Source organism: Hydrocarboniphaga sp. FW305-C-57 (assembly GCF_058783045.1).
Map to the genome: position 1 here is coordinate 453,638 of NZ_JBYSYG010000002.1, position 24,073 is coordinate 477,710.

A 24,073-nucleotide genomic window follows, 5' to 3' on the forward strand; every position below is an offset into this window, starting at 1 on the left:
CGGTCATGAGCGTGGTTGCCGCGAGCGCGATGCCCATGGTCGACGGCCGCGCCGAAACCCTGATCCACCGTTCGTGGTTTCGCTGCTTCAACGACTACGGACTCGATCCGCGCAGCACGCATCGCACGCAGATCGAATCGCCCGTGAGCCTGCGCGAGCGCCGCGCCAAGCGCGAGCCCTACCTGCAGGTCGCGCGCAGCGGCATGGAGCAGCTGTATCGCCATGTCGCCGAACTCGACTACACCTTGCTGCTCGCCGATGCGGACGGCGTCACCGTCGATGCGATCGGTGATCCGTCGTCGGATTCGCCGCTCGCCGCGGGCCTCGTGCTCGGCGCGAACTGGAACGAGAGCGTCGCCGGCACCAACGGCATCGGCACCTGCCTGACCGAGCGCCGCACGCTGACCTGCCATCGCGAAGATCACTACTACACGGGCAACCTCGGCCTGTCGTGCACGGCGACGCCGCTGTTCGATCCGCACGGCGAACTCATGGGCGTGCTCGACGTCTCCGCCGTGACGTCGCCCGAAGCGCGCGAAAGCCAGCATCTGGCGCGCCACCTGACCTCGCTCTACGGCCGCATGATCGAAGACGCGAGCTTCATGCAGCACTTCGGTGATCGCCACATCCTGCGACTGAGCCAGGGCGCTGCACTGGTCGACGTCCACGCCGAGCTGATGCTCGCCTTCGACAACGACGGCCTCATCGTCGGCGCCAACACCGGCGCGCGTCATCGCCTGCATCTGGTCGAATCGGCCGGCCTCACTGCGGGCCTCGTCGGCAACAGCCTGACCGCGATCTTCCGCAATCGCCTCGGCGATATCTGGAAGTTCGCACGCGGCCAGCACGGCAGCGATCTCGCGATCTTCGATACCTGGAACGGCGAGCGCTACCACGCGGCCATCGTCGCTCCGCGCACGGCGTCGACGATCGGCACCGCGCGCACGCCGATCACCATTACGCAAACGATCACGCAGCACGACGGCGACACGCTGCAGTCCCTTGCGGGCGACGATGCGCGCATGCGTCAGCTGCTCGACCAGTCGCGCCGGCTCGCGAGCAAGCCGGTCAACCTGCTGATCCAGGGCGAAACCGGAACCGGCAAGGAAGTGCTCGCCAAGGCGATCCACGAATCCAGCCAGCGCGCCGACAAGCCTTTCGTCGCGGTGAACTGCGCCGCGATTCCGGAATCGCTGATCGAAAGCGAACTGTTCGGCTACACGCCCGGCACCTTCACGGGCGCGCGCAGCCGCGGCATGACCGGCCTGATCACGCGCAGCAGCGGCGGCACGCTGTTCCTCGATGAAATCGGCGACATGCCGCTGCAGTTGCAGACGCGCTTGCTGCGCGTGCTGTCCGAACACGAAGTGCTGCCGCTCGGCGCGGAACGCCCGGTGGCGATCGATCTGCACGTGATCGCGGCTTCGCATCGCGACCTGCGCCAGCTCGTCGACAGCGGCGCGTTCCGCGAAGACCTTTACTACCGCCTCTGTGGCGCCACGCTGCGGCTGTCGCCCTTGCGCGAACGCCAGGACAAGGCCTACCTGATCGAACGCCTGTTGCGCGAAGAAGCCGAGTCGCTCGACGTGCAGCTGCAGATCGAAGCCGAAGTGCTCGATCACCTCACGCGCTACGACTGGCCCGGCAACATTCGCCAGCTGCGCCAGGTGCTGCGCTTCATGCTGTCGATCGCGGACGAGCGCGGTGTGCGGCTGGAGCATCTGCCCGAGGAAATCGGCGTGCCGGTTGCGCCAGCCGGTGCCTCGATCACGCTGTCGGCGCCCTCGCCCTCTGCCGTGATGAAGAACGAACCGATTCTTCCGCAGGAAGGCCAGCGCCTGCTCGACGCCCTGCGCCGCAATCGCTGGAACATCAGCTACGTCGCGCGCGACCTTGACCTCTGCCGCGCGACGATCTACCGCCGCATGCGCCGCTACGGCATCGTGCCGCCGACGCATTTGCATTGAGCGTTTAGTTTTTGCGGGAGCCCGGGGCCGTCGGCTCCGGTGTTACCAGCGAGACGGTGGGAAAGTAGTTCCTGTAGCGTCGGGCATCGCGTGTCAGGATTCCGCAGCCGACTACGGCGGCGTGCGCGCCGATGAAGAAATCTGCCAGCACGCTCTCGCGCTGCCTGCCGCCACGGCGGTACTTCACGAAGGCTCGCCCAGCCAGGAAAAGTGCGGTCCGCGGCAACTCTTGAAACGAGAAACCCATATCGTCGATGACCTTGTCGAGTGACTCGACCGATTCGAAGGTCAGCGACAGTTCCGAATAGATGACGGGATTGATCAACAGCTCGTGCACTTGGGCTTGAGCCCGCAGCTGCCGGACCGACCAGTCGGCCCAGGTGGGATCATCTTCAAGCACATCGATCAGCACGTTGGTGTCGACCAGCAGCACGACAGACTCAGTCCGTACCGCGCAGTAGCGCCATGAGCTCGTCGGTCTTCCACTTCACCTGCGCCTTGCCGCGAGCGGCTTCAAATCGGTCGCGCTTGCCTTTGGCTACGGCTCCGGCCTTGAGCACGACGACCTGACCTTCCTGATTCACATCGAAATCGACGGAATCTCCAGGCGCCAGACGCAGCGCATCACGTACTTTCTTCGGAATGGTGACTTGGCCCTTCACCGTCATCGTCGTTGCCATGATTTCTCGCCCGAGGCAGATGTAATACCTTGTGATATTACGGTATTACACTCAAGGCCCAATGTCATCTGGCGTTAAACCCGCTAGAACATGCAGTCGGCGATCAGTTCGAACGAGCGCAGCCGCTCGGTGTGCTCGTAGACGTCGGAGACGATCATGAGCTCGTCGGCGCCGGTCTCGGCGATCAGCGCGCGCAAACCATCGCGCACCGTCGGCCCCGAGCCATAGATCGAGCGCGCGAGCATGTGCTGGGCCTGGGCCTTCTCCAGCGGCGACCAGTAGGTTTCGATGTCGTCGATCGGCGGCTTGCTCAAGCCGCGGGCGCCGCGGAACAGGTCGGTGAACGACATCTGCTGCGTCGTCGCCAGGTGCCTGGCGTGCTCGTCGGTGTCGGCCGCGATCACGTTGACGCCGACCATCGCGTAGGGCTTGTCGAGCTGCGCGGAAGGCTTGAAGCGGCTGCGATAGATGTCGAGCGCCGGCAGCAGCTGCTCGGGCGCGAAGTGCGAGGCGAAGGCGTACGGCAGGCCCAGTTCGGCCGCGAGCATGGCGCCGAAGGTGCTCGATCCGAGTATCCAGAGCGGCACTTCGGTGCCGGCGGCCGGAACCGCGACGATGTTCTGGCCCGGCCTCGTCGGTGCGAGGTAGGCCTGCAGCTCGAGCACGTCCTGCGGAAAGTGTTCGGCCGAGGCCGGGGAGCGGCGCAGGGCGCGCAGGGTGCTCTGATCGGTGCCCGGAGCGCGACCGAGGCCGAGGTCGATGCGGCCCGGGAACAGCGTGGCGAGCGTGCCGAACTGCTCGGCGATCACGTAGGGCGAATGGTTCGGCAGCATGATGCCGCCGGCGCCGATGCGAATCTTCGAAGAACCCGCGGCGATGTGCGCGAGCACGACCGAGGTCGCGGCGCTCGCGATGCCGGGCATGTTGTGGTGCTCGGCGACCCACAGGCGCTGGTAGTTCCAGCGTTCGGCGTGGGCCGCAAGGTCACGTGCGTGATCGAGCGCCGTGCGAGCGTCCGATCCCTGGCGCACGCGCACGAGTTCGAGGATGGAAAGAGCGGTCATCTAAAATCCCACGATCGTCGAGTGAAAGGTATTGGTATAGCCGGAGAGCAATTAATCAACTACGGAAAAAGCAGCTTTTACCCCAAAAGCAGCTTTTTACCCTTCATCAACTTGCTTAAATCTTCTTACATCACAGAGTTGAGACCATGTTACAGAAGAGGCATTCAGTCGTTTTTACGCACGGCATGCAGCGTTACCACAACTTCTGTCTAACTTGACCACCGCCTATGCGCTCCGAGCCTACCTGTTAGGCAGCAGCGATGAGCCGGGAAATTTTACGGACTGAACTTTTCTCAGCCGTCCGGCGGTGAACAGTCACGCTTTGGAATGCTTCCGATTTCCGATTTTCTCAGCTGCTTGTCCGGCAGTGAACGCAAACAAAACCCCCGAAACCTATACAGGTCATTTCTCAGCTGCCTGCTCGGCAGTGAACGTCGTATGCGTAGCGGCGCTCTTTTCCGTCCATTTCTCAGCTGCCTGCTCGGCAGTGAACGCATCGACGCGACAGAATCGCCGGTTGCGCTCTTTCTCAGCTGCCTGCTCGGCAGTGAACGACGCCTACAGCGGCGCGACGCTCGCGAGCCCTTTCTCAGCTGCCTGCTCGGCAGTGAACTAGGGCTGCTGGCCGTTCTCATGCTTGATGATTTTCTCAGCTGCCTGCTCGGCAGTGAACACGTTGCCGCCGGTCACGACGACATTGCCCTGTTTCTCAGCTGCCTGCTCGGCAGTGAACACGTTGCCCATCAGCGTGCTCGTGCCATCGACTTTCTCAGCTGCCTGCTCGGCAGTGAACTGCACGTATCCGATCTGGGTCGACAGCCAGCATTTCTCAGCTGCCTGCTCGGCAGTGAACTTGCAGGGACACGCCTTTGTTGACGGCCAGCTGTTTCTCAGCTGCCTGCTCGGCAGTGAACGCGCAGGCCTCGCGGGTGGCCCAGGTGCAGCATTTCTCAGCTGCCTGCTCGGCAGTGAACCACGGTGTTACCCGTCTTGACCGCAGTGGTCATTTCTCAGCTGCCTGCTCGGCAGTGAACTCGGGCGGCAAGTCGTACGCTGAGCTGGCAAATTTCTCAGCTGCCTGCTCGGCAGTGAACGCTGCAGTCACGGGGCTTTTTGGGCTCGCTTGTTTCTCAGCTGCCTGCTCGGCAGTGAACCGCATCAACGTGACGCGGGGGGCTTCGAACCATTTCTCAGCTGCCTGCTCGGCAGTGAACTCGGTTCAGGCCGCGCGCTTGGGCCTGCACAGCTTTCTCAGCTGCCTGCTCGGCAGTGAACTTCGCCGCCTTGCTGCTGGCGAGCGCCGATGCTTTCTCAGCTGCCTGCTCGGCAGTGAACAACGGCATCACCACCTTCGACGAGCGTGTTGTTTTCTCAGCTGCCTGCTCGGCAGTGAACCGAACGAACGAGAAGTTACGCTCGGGCGCTGCTTTCTCAGCTGCCTGCTCGGCAGTGAACTCGAGCTCAGCGAGCGCTGCATCGTCTTTTGCTTTCTCAGCTGCCTGCTCGGCAGTGAATGCGAGGGGCATTTAGCGCAGCCCGTAACCGTTTTTCTCAGCTGCCTGCTCGGCAGTGAACGATGTGAAGCAGCAGCGGGATGATGCGGTGGCTTTCTCAGCTGCCTGCTCGGCAGTGAACGTGCGGTCGAGTCGCGAAGCCTACGTGACGCATTTCTCAGCTGCCTGCTCGGCAGTGAACAGCCAGCACGAGCACCTCATCGCTCGCGCCACTTTCTCAGCTGCCTGCTCGGCAGTGAACCGCGAGTTAATCGCGCAGTACGCTCGCCGCAATTTCTCAGCTGCCTGCTCGGCAGTGAACGTACAGTTTCAATCAACAACGCAGCGCGAACATTTCTCAGCTGCCTGCTCGGCAGTGAACTCGCCGAGGCAGGCGAGTGAGCCGACATTCAATTTCTCAGCTGCCTGCTCGGCAGTGAACTCGTAGAAATCTGAAATGTCCGGGAACCCTGGTTTCTCAGCTGCCTGCTCGGCAGCGAACACGCGCTCGATCGAAACCATGATCCAGTGCGATTTCTCAGCTGCCTGCTCGGCAGTGAACTGCCAGTCGCGACGGCGTTACTCCCATGGGTTTTTCTCAGCCGCCTGCTCGGCAGTGAACGACTCGACGAAGCGCAGCGGGCCGCCGGTCAGTTTCTCAGCTGCCTGCTCGGCAGTGAACCACTGCGAGAGTGCATTCATCGCGATCCACGCTTTCTCAGCTGCCTGCTCGGCAGTGAACGTCGGAAATGCAGGGACCGTGCAGTTGTTCACTTTCTCAGCTGCCTGCTCGGCAGTGAACGGGCCGAAGGCGTCGCGGATGCTTTGATGTCTTTTCTCAGCTGCCTGCTCGGCAGTGAACACAGCGATCTCGTGCTCCGGCGTCAGCTGGCATTTCTCAGCTGCCTGCTCGGCAGTGAACGCTGCTCGCCGTCGTGAGCTCCGCCTGGGCTATTTTCTCAGCTGCCTGCTCGGCAGTGAACGACATGACCGCGGCCGACATCGCGCCGGATCATTTCTCAGCTGCCTGCTCGGCAGTGAACACGAGCACGCACGACAGCTCGACGCCGAAACTTTTCTCAGCTGCCTGCTCGGCAGTGAACGCGGGAAGCCGTCGCACGTTCGCCGCGCAGAATTTCTCAGCTGCCTGCTCGGCAGTGAACTGGTTATGACACCCGCCGAACCGGGCGAAAATTTTCTCAGCTGCCTGCTCGGCAGTGAACGTGATGCTCGGCTTAGCCGCCGAGCACGCCCATTTCTCAGCTGCCTGCTCGGCAGTGAACGCGCCCGGCATCGCCGCGATCACGCACGCGTCTTTCTCAGCTGCCTGCTCGGCAGTGAACGAGCGAGGTTTTCGCCGATGGGGATTCCGCTCTTTCTCAGCTGCCTGCTCGGCAGTGAACGTCCAGAACGTCGCGACCCAGATTCCGCTGCATTTCTCAGCTGCCTGCTCGGCAGTGAACATATCGACGTTGATCTTGCTCTCGGTCTGCCGTTTCTCAGCTGCCTGCTCGGCAGTGAACACAGCTTGGTCGATGTGTGGTTGGCGTCTCAGTTTCTCAGCTGCCTGCTCGGCAGTGAACGCACCGTCGGCACGACGACACTGGGAATCGGTTTTCTCAGCTGCCTGCTCGGCAGTGAACGCGGTCGGTGATGTCGCGTTCAGCGCGTTCAATTTCTCAGCTGCCTGCTCGGCAGTGAACCGTCAGCGCGTTGCCGATGGCATCGCAGCCGATTTCTCAGCTGCCTGCTCGGCAGTGAACCGCCATCGATGTCTACATCTTGCAACCCCGTATTTCTCAGCTGCCTGCTCGGCAGTGAACCTGCTGGTGCGCGGGGTGATCGAGCAGGTGGATTTCTCAGCTGCCTGCTCGGCAGTGAACTCATACGGTGGCTCGCCGCCGGACACCGTCACTTTCTCAGCTGCCTGCTCGGCAGTGAACAGAGTTGTCTATCGTTGCGTCGCATACATAGTCTTTCTCAGCTGCCTGCTCGGCAGTGAACTTACACCGAGGGCGTCGACGTTGTCGGCTGCATTTCTCAGCTGCCTGCTCGGCAGTGAACCCGGATTCGGCAGACATCGGGCGAGCGGGGTATTTCTCAGCTGCCTGCTCGGCAGTGAACGCGGGGACGGAGTGGTTCTTGATGCCGCTGCTTTTCTCAGCTGCCTGCTCGGCAGTGAACGGTGTACACGTCGATCGCGGGCAGCAGCGTGATTTCTCAGCTGCCTGCTCGGCAGTGAACCGAGTCAGCTCGGCCGCGTTGGCGGTGAGCTTTTTCTCAGCTGCCTGCTCGGCAGTGAACTCAACCACGCCAAAGAGTTCGCCGCACCCAATTTTCTCAGCTGCCTGCTCGGCAGTGAACGCGAGTCAGCTCGGCCGCGTTGGCGGTGAGCTTTTTCTCAGCTGCCTGCTCGGCAGTGAACCTGCCGGCGTCGAGATCAACAAGATTGGCAATTTTCTCAGCTGCCTGCTCGGCAGTGAACAGGTCGGCTCCGGCCGGGGCGTGGACCACCCATTTCTCAGCTGCCTGCTCGGCAGTGAACTACAGCCCGATCGCGATCGTGTTGTTGGCTGATTTCTCAGCTGCCTGCTCGGCAGTGAACCTGCCACGCGCTCGGCGATGGCAACGGATATCTTTCTCAGCTGCCTGCTCGGCAGTGAACGCCGAGCCCGGACGCCACGTCGATGTAGTACTTTTCTCAGCTGCCTGCTCGGCAGTGAACTATGGGTGAAAGGGTGCGCTCGATCAGGGCAATTTCTCAGCTGCCTGCTCGGCAGTGAACGCGGCGTATCCCTCGACGGGAATCGTGCTCACTTTCTCAGCTGCCTGCTCGGCAGTGAACGTCACCACCACTGAGGGCGAAGTGATCTTCCATTTCTCAGCTGCCTGCTCGGCAGTGAACGCGTTGACTGCCACGCGCTCGGCGATGGCAACTTTCTCAGCTGCCTGCTCGGCAGTGAACGTGGTGCCGCGCGTGGGCTCGGGCTTCCGGACTTTCTCAGCTGCCTGCTCGGCAGTGAACTGTCGCGACTGCGGCCCGGTGTTCATGCGCTCTTTCTCAGCTGCCTGCTCGGCAGTGAACGCCCGAGCAATGGCGAAGGCTAAGCCCGATCTTTTCTCAGCTGCCTGCTCGGCAGTGAACGGCCTGGAAACCTGGGCCGATCGCATCGGATGTTTCTCAGCTGCCTGCTCGGCAGTGAACGATCAGCTCATCGCGCTGGGCCGCGACCTGCTTTTCTCAGCTGCCTGCTCGGCAGTGAACTCGTGCTCGAGCCTCTCGTCTTCACGGTGCCATTTCTCAGCTGCCTGCTCGGCAGTGAACCCGGCCGAGGCCGCGATCGCAGAAGCCGTGCATTTCTCAGCTGCCTGCTCGGCAGTGAACTCGACGACGGCACTCTGAGCGCTCTTGTAGTCTTTCTCAGCTGCCTGCTCGGCAGTGAACCTGCTCGATCTGACCTATGGCCAGATCGCCAATTTCTCAGCTGCCTGCTCGGCAGTGAACGGAAAAGGAGCGCCCACCTTCGGGCGCTCGTTTTTCTCAGCTGCCTGCTCGGCAGTGAACCGCAAAGAGCGCATGGCCTTGGCGGTCGCGCATTTCTCAGCTGCCTGCTCGGCAGTGAACGAACAACTGCACATTGCCCGTGTTGCCACTAATTTCTCAGCTGCCTGCTCGGCAGTGAACGGCCAGTATGGCCCCGACGGTATGCGCCTTGATTTCTCAGCTGCCTGCTCGGCAGTGAACAACAGGCTGATCGATCAAGCTCTGAGCAAGCATTTCTCAGCTGCCTGCTCGGCAGTGAACTCTACATCGAGGGCACGACGACGCTCGCGCCTTTTCTCAGCTGCCTGCTCGGCAGTGAACCTCTGACGCTGGATAGCGTTGCGGCGCTGCGCTTTCTCAGCTGCCTGCTCGGCAGTGAACCATGGCCTGCGAACGTGAGGCTCGCGGGTGGCTTTCTCAGCTGCCTGCTCGGCAGTGAACTCGACGTCGGCCGCGGCGATCGTGCACCGCTCTTTCTCAGCTGCCTGCTCGGCAGTGAACGGCTTATTCACGGGCCGCCGAGCGGCCCTCACTTTCTCAGCTGCCTGCTCGGCAGTGAACGCCGGTGGGGCGCTGGTGGCGTTCGTTGCGCCTTTCTCAGCTGCCTGCTCGGCAGTGAACCGCGACAAGTGGACGCTGTATCGCCTGCCGAATTTCTCAGCTGCCTGCTCGGCAGTGAACTTGATGAGCTTCGCACCGAGGCCGCCGCTGCCTTTCTCAGCTGCCTGCTCGGCAGTGAACGGCGCTGCAAATCGGATTGAAGGTTTTCTTCATTTCTCAGCTGCCTGCTCGGCAGTGAACACCGTGCCGGTCGTCACCGTGACGGTGTTGCTTTTCTCAGCTGCCTGCTCGGCAGTGAACCGCAACAACAAGATCGCGGCGGGTGACCGCAATTTCTCAGCTGCCTGCTCGGCAGTGAACGGAGTCCAGCACGGCCCATCCGGCGCGACACTTTTCTCAGCTGCCTGCTCGGCAGTGAAAACAAAGCGCGCGAATTGCTGATGAAATGGGAAGTTTCTCAGCTGCCTGCTCGGCAGTGAACGCGAGGCCGAAACTTTCGAACAGTTCATCGAATTTCTCAGCTGCCTGCTCGGCAGTGAACGCGCAGCCGCAAGCGTGCAACTGGCGCGAAGTTTTCTCAGCTGCCTGCTCGGCAGTGAACGCCGACCTCTTGCTCGGCCGCGACGCCGGCCATTTCTCAGCTGCCTGCTCGGCAGTGAACGGTTTTCGTGATCGGCCGGTCGATCGCCCACATTTCTCAGCTGCCTGCTCGGCAGTGAACGCCGTACTCGGCACGGGCACCGATGCCGGCAATTTCTCAGCTGCCTGCTCGGCAGTGAACCCGGCGATGCGCGCTCGAGACTCGTCGGGGCTTTTCTCAGCTGCCTGCTCGGCAGTGAACTAACCTAATTTCATACCAACTATATGAAAACTATAATTTTTCTATAAAATTGAGCTTTACCCCCTTAATAATACGGCGCGAGCAAGTGACTGATTTCATTAGCCCAGCGCGTGCGGCCACAAATTAGGGTCAGAACCAGGCGATTGTTGCGCCTGAGCTCAGGCCGTAGCTGTTGAAGTTGCCGAGCTGTGCCTTTGCTTCGAGCGGCAGGTGCCGAATGAAGATGGGAAAAGAGGCCTGCTTTGTGCTCTGGCTACCCATTTGTATGAAAGGCAGGCGCAGTTTCTTGGCAGAAGAATCAGGAATACGTTCCCGTGCTGCTTCCATGTCGATGCCGTGCCGCCGCATGGCTCGCCGACGCAGCCGATCGGGATTGCTATCGGCCTGCACACGGACAACACGTCTGTGCGTTGCTTCGGCAGGAATTCCTTGTATTGCCGACAGGTGAATGTGGTCACGCATGCCTGTGAGCCATTGTGTTTGCATCAGTGACTCCAAGGCTGCCAAGGGCCCTTGCAACCTAAGGTGTGAGCCGAGGTTCGGCGGGCTTTCGGTATGTCCGGGAAAGCTCACGCCAATCTGCTGGCTCTCCAATCGCACTAGGGCGCGATGCAGCTTGGCGTATAGCGCGCTGAGCAGTTGATGTGTGGGGAATTCCGGGTCAGGTCGGAGATGAATGTCGAGGTAGTGGCTCATGGCATCAACCCGCGTCACCGAACACGCCGCCGCGAATCAGCGTGGCAATCACAAAGTGCTGCTGTTCCAATGCCGGCACTTTGTCTTTGATGATCCAACCATCCAGCAAGGTATAGAAATCATCCTTGGTGCCGCGCGGCTGGCGGTAGGCTTTGCCCTGCGTGGTCACCGAGCCATAGGGCTCCACGGCGATAGGGCCGTTGCTCGGAGCCTCCTGATACCAAGTATCGATGGTTCGCAGCGCGTTGCCGATCTTCTGCGAGTGAATGCCTGCCACGCCATCAACGCCATACAGCGTCTTGCTCTTGTTGCCGCGCGTACGGTCCAGGATCAGCTCCTGTGAGGGAAACACTTCCTGTCCTGCGCCGATGCGTACGAAGGCTGTGACCTGCAGCAGCACATGCGTGTGACCACCCAGGCCGCTGCCGATCAGTGCCGCCAGTTCGTTAACAGCAGTGGCTGCTTTGCTATTTTCAGGCGGAGCAAAATTAAGCGTAGAGAGCGACAGCGCGTCATCGAACACCCAGCGCGCTTTCGCAGCGCCATCAGACAGATGCTCCACATGAACTTCCACGCTTTCCGCACCGATACGGTTCCGCCACAGGAAGCGACCGTTTGCGAGGTTGCTGGCATAACGCGTGGCCAGTTCCGAAAAGCCGTGGGTGCCGACATAGCCTTGCACTGTGTCCACCAGCTTCTGCCGATAGCCCGCATCGTTGCAGGCCGATGGCGTGCCGGTGCCGCCAAGCACACGCAGCGTGAACCTCACCTTCAACGTGTCAGCATTCGCAGGCAGTGCCGCCACGTCCACCGTCTGCAGATTGGGATTCTCGATGGCAGCGTCGAGCTTGGCTGGGTCCAGCTGGCCCGCTTTCAGGCGGTTGGAGATCGTGCCGCGCACAGACTTTTCCTTGATGCGGACGGGCGTCCACTGCGAGCTGTCGGCGCGCGAATCCCAAGAGCCTGCGGAGAACAGTGCATCGGAAGGGTCGAGCTTGCGTTCGAAGGCGAGCACTGAGGCGGTCTTGATATCGTTGGTAGCCATGATGTTTTCCTGATGATCGAAATAAGTGTGATGAACCGGGTTCAATCGAAGTCGTATTGAGACGTTGCGGCGTAGTCATTTCGGCAGCGATAAAGGCCGTTGTCCGGCTGGCTGTCCGCGTACCAAAGCAGTTGTTGCGGTGATTGCAGGCGATGCGGGCTGATCCATTCGCCCACCGAGTACAGGCTTTCAACAAAACGGAATGGGGTACTCGCATCACGCGCATTGCTCACGGACCCTGGCGCTTGCACATCACCCAGCGCGCCATAGCCCACGGGAATCGGTACGATCCAGCCACCACCCTTGCGGTCATTGGTCCACGGTGTTTTATCGCGAGCGGTTTCAGCTGCCTTCTCGTCCACACGCCAGTTGATACGTGAAAGCGATAGCCAAGCATCCAGCTTTGAGGTTTTCTCGTCCTGCTTCAGCAATACCTGATGCCGTTGCTCTAGAAGATCGTCGCGACACACCAATGCGGCGCCGGGCAGCCAACGCATGCGAACACGGTTGAAGTTGATCTGCTGTCCATGCTCGCTACCCGTCAGCGCGACGAAGTAAGGCCGCTGCCGATAGGCCGGTGCCTTGGACAGCACCACGCTGCCGCCAGCAATCCGCATCCCTTTCAGAATCTCGGCGATTTGCAAAGCGAGGGCTTCTTCCTTTTCCTTATCTGGCCTGGCCAACAAGCTGGCGCTCTGCACCGCAAAGATCAGCGTCACTTCAAGGTGAATGCGGCCTTCTTCAACAATGGCCGCGGTGCCACCGTCACGCCCCACCGGGTTGCGCGTGAGGCAAAAGGCATTCACGAATCCGCCCTGCGTCACTTGTTCCTGGTGGTCATGGCACACCACACCCACGGCGTTGAACTGCAGATCCAGCGCCGCCGCGACCGTCTTGCGCTCCAGCGCCCACATCAGACCCAGAAAAGCCGTGATGGAGGGGAATCCATGCGTCATGGGGCTCGACACCGCGTTGGCGTTCTGGATGCGCAAATGCGGAATCACCAGCAACTGATCGAAGTGTGGGCACTCAGCCATGGTGCTCACCCCGCAGCGCCGGCTTCAGCGCTCGCCGTTGCACGGGCACCGGCCATTGCGCATCAATGAGTGCCTGCTTTGCCCAGTGCTCATGCTCTGCGTCCCCCACAGGCAAGTCTTGCTTGCGCAAGATCGCGTTCACCTGGTTTCCGAAGCGGTGGGCGACCTCGTCTGGCCAGTCGTTCCAAGCAAAGGCGGCGTTGAAGGCCTCGTCGTCTTCCTGGTGTTTGGGGTCGTCTTCTCGAACGGGTAGCTCGGCGCGTTCAGGGTCGAGCCAGAGCTTCTCGAACAGGGGAAGATCGTATTGAAGCTCACGTGTCCAGCCGGGCTCAAAACTACTGCTCAACGCAGCACTGTAAGCGACCAGCGTTGCACCCAGCGCCTGTTCGATCCGCTCACGGGCGAGCCGCGTTTCCATGGTGGGATCGGGATTGCTCTTCAGCAACTTGCACAGTGCAGTGATCTGCCGCTTGCTCTCGTCTTGCCGCAGAAACTCTGACCAAACCGCATCGGAACTCGATGGCGGTTTCAGCTTTCGCTTAGACCAGATCGGCGGCAACGAGGCCATCAGGTAATTCACACCCCGACGCTCGCTGTTGAGCTGAGAAATATTCTGCGGTTTGGTGCCGCCAAGCTTGCGCTCCACCAAGCCTCGGTAGTCGCGATAGACACCGTCGTAAGGCTTGCCATCACGCCGAGCCTGTCGTGCTTGGGTGTTGTTTTCGCCGAAACGCGCGTCCGTGATGTCCGCGTGGACGGCGTGCGCCAAGCTGCTGGAAAACATGGGTTGCAACAGGTGGTAGCTGGCATCGTCTGCCGGCGTCAGGCCAGTGCACCAGTAAACCTGCTTAGCGTTCTCGTGCGAGGCCAAGCTTTCGGCTGGCCTGATCAGGTTCTTGAAAGCCTGCGCCCAACTTTGCGCCACAGTCGCATCGGGGTTCAGAGCTGCCAGCAGATCCGCGTCTTCATCCTGCATCCATAGCAGCAATTGTCGCCCGTGTACTTCTAGCTTGAGAAACTTGTACACATCCAGCGCGGCCGCATTGCCGACGATGTCATCCGCATAAGCCTCACCGAGCACATGCGTGCCGATCTCGGCATGGTTCGGCAGCGTTGCCGGCGCGGCATGCAGGCTGCTACCGCGTGCATCCGGATGCGTGGCCTTGAGCACATGGGTTACGGCCTGAATCTGGCCGACACGGCGAGCCGCATCGGCCAGCCAGCTGTCGTAGTCGTACTTGGATGAGGCCGGTTCGTCGGCCTCGGTGTCAGAGCCTTTCAGTTTCGCTAGCCGTCGATCTTCGATGAAGCGGGCAATAGCATCCCGAAAGGCGTAGGAACGGGGTGACCGTCCAGCCTCTTGAGTCATGGTGGAATTCTCGTGATCGACCGTTCATCGGCCGAGTGTGTAGAATCCCCACGGCAGTTCGCCGTGGAGTTTTGTGTTGGAGAAGGGCTTACACCCTCATTCCGATCTGTCCATTATTCGGTGGTCAACCAAATCTCTATCCTCCTTGCGCGACTTACCTCGTGCGTGGGCCGGGGCCAAACCGGCGATTGCTTCGCCCGAGGCCGTACCAGGGCCTCGGGCATTTGACTTATATGCCTTTTGATTTTTGTTTTCAACCATGCTTGGATTACGAAAACCATGCTTGGGTTTCGTTTTGTCACTGCCGGATAGGCAGCTCAGAAAATGCTGGGATTCCGCTTGGTCGTTCACTGCCGAATAGGCAGCTCAAATGAGTAAAAAAGCTCCGGCACTGACACGGTGGTAGTGCATGGCTCGCAGCCTACTTAGAGGACTTGGCGAACCCTAGGCCTGGGTGATACCGCCACCCGTTGGTGTTCTCCGGCACGCTGACCGTTGTGAACTTCTCCCCGCAGGTGCGCAGCGACCGCTCCTGAGCCGCTGCCTGTTCGGCCAGAAGACCGTGTAGCGAGCTGGAACCCCAGGGCGCGATTCGCGGCCCCTGTGTGACGCTGTCATCCAGTCGATGTAGTTCGGATTCGGCGCTGAGGTAGATATCCGGCGTGCCGCGACGTGCAGGCTCCTGTATGCGGTGCAGCAGCAGTTTCTCGTCGTATTCGTCCGGCAAGAAGACTAGTTCCACCTCGGGTGCCGTTTGTTTGCGGAAGCCTTGCTTCTGCTGCAGCACCCAGGTGAGCGCGGCTTGTGGGTGTTGCCAAGCGGAGGCGGCGTTGAGATCACGCAGGGGCGGCTTGGCGCCACGCGCTAGAGGCGCCGCCTCGCCTTCCAAAGCGCGCGCGGTCATCAAGTCCGCCAGCCGCGCATGTTCCAGATCGACAAGGCTGGTCTTGGGTTTCCAGTCGGATGTCGGTCTGGCCTGTATGCGTGGCGCAGCAGTGATGGCGCTGTACTCCTCCGGCCGCAGCAGGCTGGTGAGCTTGTGCTTGATGAGGCGAAACGGGTGATCGGCCTTGCCCTGGCCGTGCTCGAAGCCGGGTTGTACGAACGCGGCGGCGGGCTGTCCATCCAAGCCCTTGCCACCTTCGAAGTGGCGCAGGTTGGTATCGAAGATCAGCACGTTGGGCGCGGTGCATATCTCATTGCGATGGCGCTGAACGCGACCGGCAAGCTGGATCAGTGAGCGCATGGAGGATGGTTCAACCACGGCCCAGTCGTAATCGTGATCGCGCCCCACTTCCGTCACGGGCGAGCCGAGCACCACGAACAGATGCTGGCTCTCGGGATGTGCGTCGATGGCCTGCCGGATTTCGGGCAGCGCATAAACCGCTTCAGGCCTGCGGCGATTGAGCGCGGTATCGAGCCGGTCTTCGATGGCCGAGCGCAGCAACAGCGGGAAGCGCGAGTGATACACGCAAAGGTGAATGCGGTATCCCTCGGGCGCGCCGAGCCGGAACAGTTCCAGCGCCACATCGAACAGCGGCCCGATATTGGCCATGCGCACCAGCCCGAAGCTCACGCGCTTGCCACTCTTGGGACAAGGCTGCGCATGCGTATCGTGAGCGCGGATGATGGCCGCGCGCACATGGCCGGCGAACTCGCGGCGGATGTCGTCCTTCTGCTTTGCCGTGATCGGCAATGGCAGCAGCTCGCCGCAGCGGCGCGGAGCAGCGGCGGCGAGTTGTTGCAGGCGCTTTTGGATGAAACGGGCGTGTTGCTCAGCGAAGCCTGCGGCATCGCTGCAGGGCTGCGCCTGCGCCGTGAACTCGTCCACCCACAGGCAGGGAATTTCCGGTGTGGCATCTGCTCGTTCGCCGTTTGCACCGCGATTGCGCTCGTAGTGAATCCGTCCAGCGCGATACGCCTGGAACAGGCCTTCGACCAGAGCGGGCGGCAGTGTCGCGGATGAGATCAGCACGCGAGTGCCGAGCAGCCCCGCCCAGTGCACCAGCCGCGTGAGTGCAGGCAGATCGGCAATGTCGAAATCGTCAAGTTCGTCCAGCACCAGATCGCTGCTCATCAGGCGCAGCATGGGGGCAATCTGCCTACCCGCACGCTGGCTTTCAGTCGCGGGCATCAGGTGATCGACTGTGCACACCAGCACGGGCGCCGACAGCAAGGCGCGAACCTGTGAATCACTCATGGCCTTGTCGAGCAGGCCGTGTTCTTCGTAACTGCCTTCGTAGAAGACGTGGCTGTCTTCTTCCATCAGCGACTGTGCGGAAGCCGAGCCACTGGCTTCGGCCTGCTCGGTATAGAAATCGAACAGCGCTCGGCTGGCGGAGCCGCCGACGCGAATGGCGAGTTCGTCTTCGCGTAAATGCAAATCTTGGCGGTAGGCGCGCCCAGTCTGCAAGGTAAGCGTGCGAAGGCCCAGCGCGAAGCTGCAGCGCATGCCGGTTTGCGGGTCTGCGAGCGCGTACATGATGCGGGCATTCGCCAGTGTTTTTCCGCAGCCGGTGGACGCCATGTTGACGATGAAGGCGCCTTGGTCGCTGGCCTGCCGTCGCATGCCTTCTGCGGCATCAGCTGCGATGTCCTGCCAGCGGAAGCGTGCGGATTCGCTACGTTTTCGTAAGCCACGATGCCGCGCCAGCCGTGGTAGGTGACGTTCGAAGCCGGGCAGTGACCGCACCACACGGCCAGCACCCTGCGTGACGCCAAGCAAGTGCTCATCCAATGCTTGCTTAAGCGTGCCGTCCGAATGCGTGTTGGCGTACAGCGAGCCCTTGCGATCACCGCTGACGCGGTCAGATGACTTCGGCGGCAAGCTGGAATAGTGATGATCCGCCAGCATCAGGCTCAGCCGCGCGAGATGCATCACATAAGGGTTGGCGATCCATTCGCCTTTGCCCGGTGTGCTGCATAAACGCTCAAGCCGCGAGGCGAGTTGTGCAGCCTTGCTGCGCCACTTGGGAAAGGTGACGGGCAGAGCCTGCGTAAACGACCAGTAAGCTTCTATAGCTGCATTGTCAGCGGGCCGCTTGATCTCGTTCCAGTCGTGCGTGACCCGATCCAAAATGTTCGGCAACTGGGCAGGGCTAAAGCTCGTACATGGTTTGCCGAGATACTGCTGCTCTCCATGATCGTCATACACCGGCAGTGTCGGTAGCCGGTGATGCGTCACCACCAGCCACGCGATAGCGGCGGCGAGTGGGGGCAACCCGGCGAACGGCGGCGGAGTGTTGGCATCCAGACCATCGCGCAGATAACGCCCGGCCGCCGTCCAACTTGCGTCATCATCGGCGGTTGGCGAGACCAAGCGTTTGAGCCAGGACGCATCGTCATCACTGCCGACGAAGGCCAGAAACAAACGCAGCGAAACCCACTCGTGCCGATACAGGTTGGTTTCCAGTGCGCGTGTTCTCAACCGCCTCTGGAAGGCGATACTGGCCTTGCCCAGGTCATGCAGCAGGGCGGCCATTTGTGCCAGCAACTGAATGTCTTGACCAGTGTGCCAGTCGTTCTCGTCCTCTCGCCGCAAGACGTTGCGCATCGTCGTGTTGGTGGGGACGGTGCCCATGGCGTTGAAGCGCTTGGCATCTCCGACCACCCACAGCAGCTCGCTGTGATTGAGGCCGCGTATCCAGTGACAGGCGATAGCCGAATTCTTGCGTGCAGATTTACGCAACAGCTTGCGCAAGGTTTCCAGCCCTGCCTGCGTAATTGGCGTCTGCCAGGTGCGGTCACCACGGCGTTCGGCAAACTGATCGAGGATTCGGCGCGTCTCGGTCAGCGCACGTTTGTCGCATTGGCTGATCAGCAAGACGTTCATTGAACCTGACTCGCCGTATCTAGCGCGACGGCTTTCACCGTGTCGATCATGAAATCCAGCGACTCACTGCGCGTCAGCAGTTCGATGCAACGGCTGCGAAATTCCTGCTCGTCATCGCCGCGCTTTGCGGAGACGAAAGCGAGCGGAAGGATGCTGGCATCCTTCACTAGATCGGCGATATCGAACACCAGCCCACCGCGGCGCGTTTTGCCGTGCAAGACAGCTAGGCCATGCGGAAGTCCAAGCACCCACGCAGCAGTAGCTCCGAGGCCATAGGCCAGATAGTTGCCATGATCGAGGAAACGGTTGGCCGGATCACCGCCACTACCATTCTTGGCGCGTGTGAAATCGCCGTAGCCGGTCGCATCGACGGCGAGCTTGAACAAGACTTTGGTGAGACGGGCCTCTTCGGTCAGCAGAAAGGTGTTGTCCGGCGCCAGGTCGATCTGGCGGTCCGCATGCGTGAGCAGATCGCCCAACCTCTGCATGTCGGCGTCGAAGCCAGCCTCGCGCAGCATACGTGTGCCCCATTGCTCGCGAATGCGTCGGATTCGCTGTTTCTGAAAAGCCTTTGCCGCGGCCAAGCGCAAGGGATCGTCGAACCAGAAGCGGACCCAGGCTTGCAGATACTCCGTAGGCCGATACTCGCTCTGCGGCGTCAGCCAAGCGACTTCCACGTCCACTTCCATGGCGCTGAAAAGCGGCGTGCCACCGCCACCACAGAAACCGACTAGCACACCCGCCTTGGCCAGCTCGCGCATAGCTGCTTGGGTAATGGACGTGCCGGTGCCGAGCAGCACCGTCGTGGTATTGGCAATCGGGATGTTCCAGTACAGCGACTGCTTGCCCTGATCCGTTACGTACTCGACGCGTCCACCGTTCACGAGCACTCGGCAGTGCTGCAGGTAGTAGATGTGTGCTCGCTTGGAATGCAGGATCGACTTCAGATCGGTGGGAGAAATGTCTTCCACGGCGCCCCCATTTTTGTCCCCATCCCGAGTCTACGGGGCGGCCTTGCACCGTGAACAGGCAGCGCGTCACGAGAGTGCAAACAAAAAAGCCGCGCCCCTTTCGAGGCGCGGCACAGGACTCAGACCTGAGAGTGACTGCTTTTTGAGTACCGCTACGCGATGCCTTACTTCGCGTTCTCGTTTTTGGCGAGATCGGTCTTGAGGTCGACGGCGCGCTTGATCAGGTAGGCGTGCAGGTCTTCGACCTCTTCGGGCGTGAAGGTGCCGGCGAAGGACGGCATGCCCTTGGCCGCGAACGCACCCGCGACGATGCCCGGGAACATGGCGTGCTTCTCGGCGCTCAGGCGGCGCAGGTCGGGCACGATGCCGCCCGAGACGGCGTTGATGCCGTGGCACTGCGAGCAGTGGCCGTTGAAGAGGTCCTTACCGTGGGCGACCTGCTCGGCCGTGGCCTTGGATTCCGGCGGCTGCGGAGGCAGCAGTTCCGGATAGTTGGCCGGGGCCAGTGCGGTCTTGCCGCCGAGCTTGAACGTCAGCACCTGCGCCCAGGGACGCACGCCGGCCTTCAGCGAGGCGTGGCCCGCGAAGGTGGCGAACGCGCCGCCCCAGCCCACCATGAAGGTCACGTACTGCTCGCCGTTGACCTCGTAGGTGATCGGAGCCGCCATCACGCCGGACTGCGCGGGCGATTCCCAAAGCTTTTCACCGTCGGTGGCGCGGTAGGCGATCACGCGGCCGTCGGCCGAGCCTTCGAACACGAGGTTGCCGGCGGTCGACAGCGTGCCGCCATTGAAGATGGTGACGTAGGGCTTTTCCCAAACCTTTTCCTGCTTGATCGGGTCCCAGGCCAGCAGCGAGCCGGTCCACTCGTCGGACCAGTACTTCATGTCCTTGTCGGAATCGCCCATCTCGGCCGCGGCCACGCCGAGCTGGTAGAAGTGCTTGCGCGGCGACCAGCCCGGATCCTTCACGTCGCGGTATTCGACGGCGAAGGTGTGCTTGGGGATGTAGACCAGGCCGGTGTTCGGGTTGTACGACATCGGCTGCCAGTCGTGGCCGCCCCAGAAGCCCGGACGCACGAGCGTGGGCTCGCCGTTCTTCTCCCAGTACTTGGCGGAATCGTTGAACACCGGGCGGCCGGTTTCGAGATCGACCTTGTCGGCCCAGGTGACCGGCGCGTACTTCTCGGCCGAGATCAGCTTGCCGGTGGCGCGGTCGATCACATAGAAGAAACCGTTCTTCGGCGCCTGCATGAGCACCTTGCGCTTCTCGCCCTTGATGTCGAGGTCGGCCAGGATCATGTGCTGCGTGGCGGTGAAGTCCCAGGCGTCGCCCGGCGTGGTCTGGTAGTGCCAGACGTATTCACCGGTATCCGGGTTGATCGCGACGATCGACGACAGGTACAGGTTGTCGCCCTTGGCGTTGCTGCGCGTCTTGTAGTTCCAGTAGCTCGCGTTGCCGGTGCCGATGTAGAGCAGGTTCAGGTCGGGGTCGTAGGCCATCGAATCCCAGACCGTGCCGCCACCGCCCTGCTTGACCCAGTTGGTGCCGTCCCAGGTCTTCAGCGCGGCTTCGAGCGCCTTGCTCTCCTGCGGCTTGGCCGGATCGCCCGGCACCGTATAGAAGCGCCAGAGCTGCTTGCCGGTCTCGGCGTCGTAGGCGGTGATGTAACCGCGCACGCCGAATTCGGCCCCACCGTTACCGATGATGACCTTGTCATTCATGATGCGCGGCGCGCCGGTGATGCCGTAGCTGCGCGAACGGTCGACCACGGTGTCGACGTCCCAGGCCTTGCTGCCGTCCTTCGCGTTCCAGGCAACCAGGCGGCCGTCGTTGGTGCCGACGTAGACCTTGCCCTTCCAGACCGCGGCGCCGCGATTGACCGCGTCGCAGCAGAATTCGCCGGCCTTCAGGCGATCGACCTTCGGGTCGCCCTTCCAGAGCAGTTCGCCGGTAGCCGCGTTGAACGCGTAGAGCACCGAGAACGAGCCGGTGGTGTACATCACGCCATCGACGACGATCGGCGTGGCTTCGACGCCACGGTCGTAATCGAGCTTGTACTGCCAGGCCAGGCCGAGCTGGCCGACGTTCTGGTCGGTGATCTTCTTGAGCGGGCTGTAGCGCTGCTCGTCGTAGGTACGGCCCGTGCTCATCCAGTTACCGGGCTCCTTGTCGGCGGCGACGATGCGCGCGCCATCGACATTGGCCGGGTTCGCCGGAAGGCCGGCCGGGGCCGCCGACGCCTTGGTCGGATCGGGCTGCACGTTCTCGGGCGCCGACGGCTTGCTGCAGGCCGCGACGATACTGAGGCTGGCGATGGAGGCTGCGACGAGCCACTGGCTCGCAGCCCGCTGCATGGCTTTTGTTTTCATGAGTGAAGCTCCTCGTGAGCTGTTTTTAAGCGATGAAACTAGTGAATCAACAGAGCACAAAAACCGTCGAATCGGCGTTGTGAGCGATGGCAGGTCGCAGGAGGACGGAGCACAGAAACCGGAGCGTGCATGTAGCACGTGAGGGTGAGAACGTGTTCGGGCAAAGCTTAAGCTTTGCCAAGTTCGAACGAGCACCGCCCTCGCGCGACCTGCCGAGCGCAGCAGCCGACTCGCCGTTTTTCAGCCGTGGTTGATGTAGACGACGTGCGTCTCGGTGAACTCGTACAGGCCGTGCTTGCCGTCCGCACCGCCGATGCCCGACTTCTTGCGGCCGGCGTGGAAGCCCTGCATCGCCTCGAAGTTCTCGCGGTTCACGTAGGTCTCGCCGAACTTCAGATCACGCACCGCGCGGAAGGCCGAGTTCAGGTCGCGCGTGAAGATCGACGAGGTCAGGCCGTACTCGGAATCGTTGCTCAGCGCGACGGCTTCTTCGAGGCTCTCCACGCTCTGGATCGGCAGCACCGGACCGAAGGTCTCCTTGGTCATCACTTCGGCGCCGGCCTTGTTGCCGATGATCAGCGTCGGCTCGTAGTGCCAGCCCTTGTCGAGTGAGGCGATCTTGCCGCCGGTGACGACTTCGGCGCCGGCTTCGCGCGCGCGGTCGACGATGCCGACGAGCTTGTCGCGCGCGGCCTTGTTGATCAGCGGGCCCATGTCGAGGTCGGCGATCGCGCCCGGATCACCGTAGCGCGTGGCCTTGAACAGCTTGGCGAGCTTGTCGGTCAGTTCGGCCTCGACCTTCTTCTCCACGTAGACGCGCTCGGCGCAGTTGCAGACCTGGCCGGTGTTGATCACGCGCGAGTCGTAGATCGCCTTGGCGGCGAGGTCGAGATCGGCGTCGGCGAGCACGATGGCCGGCGCCTTGCCGCCGAGTTCGAGGTTCACGCGCGTGAGGTTCTGCGCTGCCGCCTGCATGATGCGAATGCCGGTGCCGACGCTGCCCGTGAAGGTCACGAGATCGATGCCGGCGTGCGAAGACAGCTTGCTGCCGGCCACCGCGCCGCGACCGCCGATGAGGTTGATGACACCGGCCGGGAGATCGGTTTCGGCGACGAGCTTGGCGAACTCGAAAGCGTTGATCGGGGTTTCTTCGCTCGGCTTCAGCACGATGGTGTTGCCGGTGACGAGCGCCGGCGCGACCTTGCGCGCGATCAGGAAGAACGGGAAGTTCCAGGGCAGGATGCCGGCGACGGTGCCGAGCGGCTTGCGGTTCAGGAAGATGCTTTCGCCGGCGCGATCGGAGGTCAGCACTTCGCCTTCGAGGCGGCGCGCCCACTCGGCCATGTAGTCGAAATAATCGGCCGTGAAGTGGGCCTCGACTTTCGCGAGACCCTGCACCTTGCCCTGCTCGCGGACGATGATGTCGGCGAGGCGATCGGCGTTGTCGCGGATCTTGTTGGCGATCTTGCGCAGGTAGCCCGCGCGCTGGATCGCGGGCAGCTTTTCCCAGGCCGGCTGCGCGCGGTTGGCGGCGGCGACGGCGGCATCGACCGATGCGGCACTGCTTTCGGGAACACGCGCGAGGATCTCGTGCGTCGCCGGGTTTTCAACTTCGACCCACTCGTTGTGTTCGTCGGCGACGAAGCGTCCGTCGATGTAATTCTGGTAATTCACGATGGATCGAGTCATGACATCTCCTGGATGTTGATTGGGCGCACTGTTGGAATGTGATCGCGCGGCCCAGAGGGGCAATCGATATGCCATCGGGCCGGACGAATTGCCCCAGGCTCTTGACCGGGCCTCATCCCACTGAAAACATTGGCCATTACAAAAAATTTAAGAAGTGAAGAGGCTTTCGACACGCGGGTTCGGAAGCCTTTCGCTGTCGCAATGCATTCACAGCTGTCCAATCCGCCTGCGACAGCTGTCGCATCGCGCTAGGCTGTAGTTCAGCTATCGCATTCACGGAACAAGGAGGAGCGTCAATGGATGAGAGCCGGTCGCCGAGCGCCCAGTTGCTGCCTTCGCCGGGGCAGTTGCCAGAACTCAAGAAGAGCTTCCACAAGATCAACGAAGCCCTCAACGCACTGCGGCTCGAGGCCGCCGAGTACAAGCGCAAGGCGCTCGAAGAGGCGCGCGAGCGCATCGAGCGGGAGCTGCAATCGCGCTACGCCGAACGCGAGCAGCAGCTGCAGGCCGAGCTCGAGAAGATCGAAACCTCGCTCGAAGATGAAAAGGATCGCCTGGCCCGCGCCGGCATCGCGAGCGCTCCGCTGTTCACGAATTCGCCTGCGCATCCGGCGGTCGGCACGCTGATGATCGAGGACGAAGAGGCGATCGCCCGGCTCAAGCGCCCGGCGCGCCGGGCGCGCGTCGAGATCGTCAATCGCGACACCTTCCACAACGCCACCAACCGCCTCAGCGCGGGCCTCGGCGACGTGGTGCTGCGCATCCTCAACCGCGATGGATCGCTGAGCGACGAATATGCGCCGATGGACCGCTACCGCTGGCGCGTGGACGCGGGCACATGAGCGGCAGCGGGCCTGTTTAAGGCCCGTCTCATCTAGGCGGCGGCACAGTCGTGGGCCCGCACGAGAACGA

The 24,073-nt window shown here is 61.8% G+C and carries 13 protein-coding genes and 1 CRISPR repeat array; of the genes, 2 read left to right on the forward strand and 11 right to left on the reverse strand.

The window, feature by feature from the left end:
* Positions 1–5: 5 nt before the first annotated feature.
* On the forward strand, positions 6–1,967 hold the full coding sequence (locus AC3WUM_RS06375; protein WP_492409362.1) for a sigma-54-dependent Fis family transcriptional regulator: 1,962 nt from the start codon (positions 6–8) through the stop codon (positions 1,965–1,967).
* Positions 1,968–1,971: 4 nt separating this feature from the next.
* Here AC3WUM_RS06375 and AC3WUM_RS06380 read toward each other — a convergent pair whose 3' ends face one another.
* The 11 genes from AC3WUM_RS06380 to aldA all read right to left on the reverse strand — a co-directional run bounded on the left by AC3WUM_RS06380 (position 1,972) and on the right by aldA (position 23,161).
* Entirely contained in the window at positions 1,972–2,400 is a 429-nt protein-coding gene (locus AC3WUM_RS06380; RefSeq protein ID WP_492409363.1) for a type II toxin-antitoxin system VapC family toxin, read from the reverse strand.
* A gap of 7 nt (positions 2,401–2,407) precedes the next feature.
* Positions 2,408–2,647, reverse strand: coding sequence for an AbrB/MazE/SpoVT family DNA-binding domain-containing protein (locus AC3WUM_RS06385; RefSeq protein WP_492409364.1), 240 nt, complete (start codon positions 2,645–2,647; stop codon positions 2,408–2,410).
* Positions 2,648–2,730: 83 nt separating this feature from the next.
* Positions 2,731–3,711, reverse strand: coding sequence for an LLM class flavin-dependent oxidoreductase (locus AC3WUM_RS06390; RefSeq protein WP_492409365.1), 981 nt, complete (start codon positions 3,709–3,711; stop codon positions 2,731–2,733).
* A 345-nt stretch (positions 3,712–4,056) separates the two neighbouring features.
* A CRISPR array of direct repeats spans positions 4,057–10,150; the repeat unit is 28 nt; unit sequence TTTCTCAGCTGCCTGCTCGGCAGTGAAC.
* A 129-nt stretch (positions 10,151–10,279) separates the two neighbouring features.
* Positions 10,280–10,846 carry a type I-F CRISPR-associated endoribonuclease Cas6/Csy4 gene (cas6f, locus tag AC3WUM_RS06395; protein ID WP_492409366.1) on the reverse strand — a complete coding sequence of 189 codons (567 nt, stop codon included), beginning with the start codon at positions 10,844–10,846 and terminating at the stop codon, positions 10,280–10,282.
* Positions 10,847–10,850: 4 nt separating this feature from the next.
* The gene (gene csy3 / locus AC3WUM_RS06400) at positions 10,851–11,891 is read right to left on the reverse strand and encodes a type I-F CRISPR-associated protein Csy3 (RefSeq protein ID WP_492409367.1); all 1,041 of its coding nucleotides are present in this window, start codon (positions 11,889–11,891) and stop codon (positions 10,851–10,853) included.
* 41 nt (positions 11,892–11,932) lie between these two features.
* The gene (csy2, locus tag AC3WUM_RS06405; RefSeq protein ID WP_492409559.1) at positions 11,933–12,928 is read right to left on the reverse strand and encodes a type I-F CRISPR-associated protein Csy2; all 996 of its coding nucleotides are present in this window, start codon (positions 12,926–12,928) and stop codon (positions 11,933–11,935) included.
* Complete coding sequence (gene csy1 / locus AC3WUM_RS06410; protein ID WP_492409368.1) at positions 12,921–14,297, reverse strand: type I-F CRISPR-associated protein Csy1; 1,377 nt, start codon at positions 14,295–14,297, stop codon at positions 12,921–12,923. Before csy1 ends, csy2 begins: the two co-directional genes overlap by 8 nt.
* 421 nt (positions 14,298–14,718) lie before the next feature.
* Entirely contained in the window at positions 14,719–18,129 is a 3,411-nt protein-coding gene (gene cas3f / locus AC3WUM_RS06415; RefSeq protein WP_492409369.1) for a type I-F CRISPR-associated helicase Cas3f, read from the reverse strand.
* On the reverse strand, positions 18,126–19,100 hold the full coding sequence (cas1f, locus tag AC3WUM_RS06420; protein WP_492409370.1) for a type I-F CRISPR-associated endonuclease Cas1f: 975 nt from the start codon (positions 19,098–19,100) through the stop codon (positions 18,126–18,128). The genes cas3f and cas1f overlap by 4 nt, the downstream gene beginning before the upstream one ends.
* 164 nt (positions 19,101–19,264) lie before the next feature.
* Entirely contained in the window at positions 19,265–21,472 is a 2,208-nt protein-coding gene (locus AC3WUM_RS06425; protein ID WP_492409371.1) for a PQQ-dependent dehydrogenase, methanol/ethanol family, read from the reverse strand.
* 240 nt (positions 21,473–21,712) lie between these two features.
* Positions 21,713–23,161, reverse strand: coding sequence for an aldehyde dehydrogenase (gene aldA / locus AC3WUM_RS06430; RefSeq protein WP_492409372.1), 1,449 nt, complete (start codon positions 23,159–23,161; stop codon positions 21,713–21,715).
* A gap of 296 nt (positions 23,162–23,457) precedes the next feature.
* Between aldA and AC3WUM_RS06435 the strand changes: the two genes are divergently transcribed.
* Positions 23,458–24,003: a hypothetical protein gene (locus AC3WUM_RS06435; protein ID WP_492409373.1), complete on the forward strand. Its 546-nt coding sequence runs from the start codon at positions 23,458–23,460 to the stop codon at positions 24,001–24,003.
* Positions 24,004–24,073 lie beyond the last annotated feature (70 nt).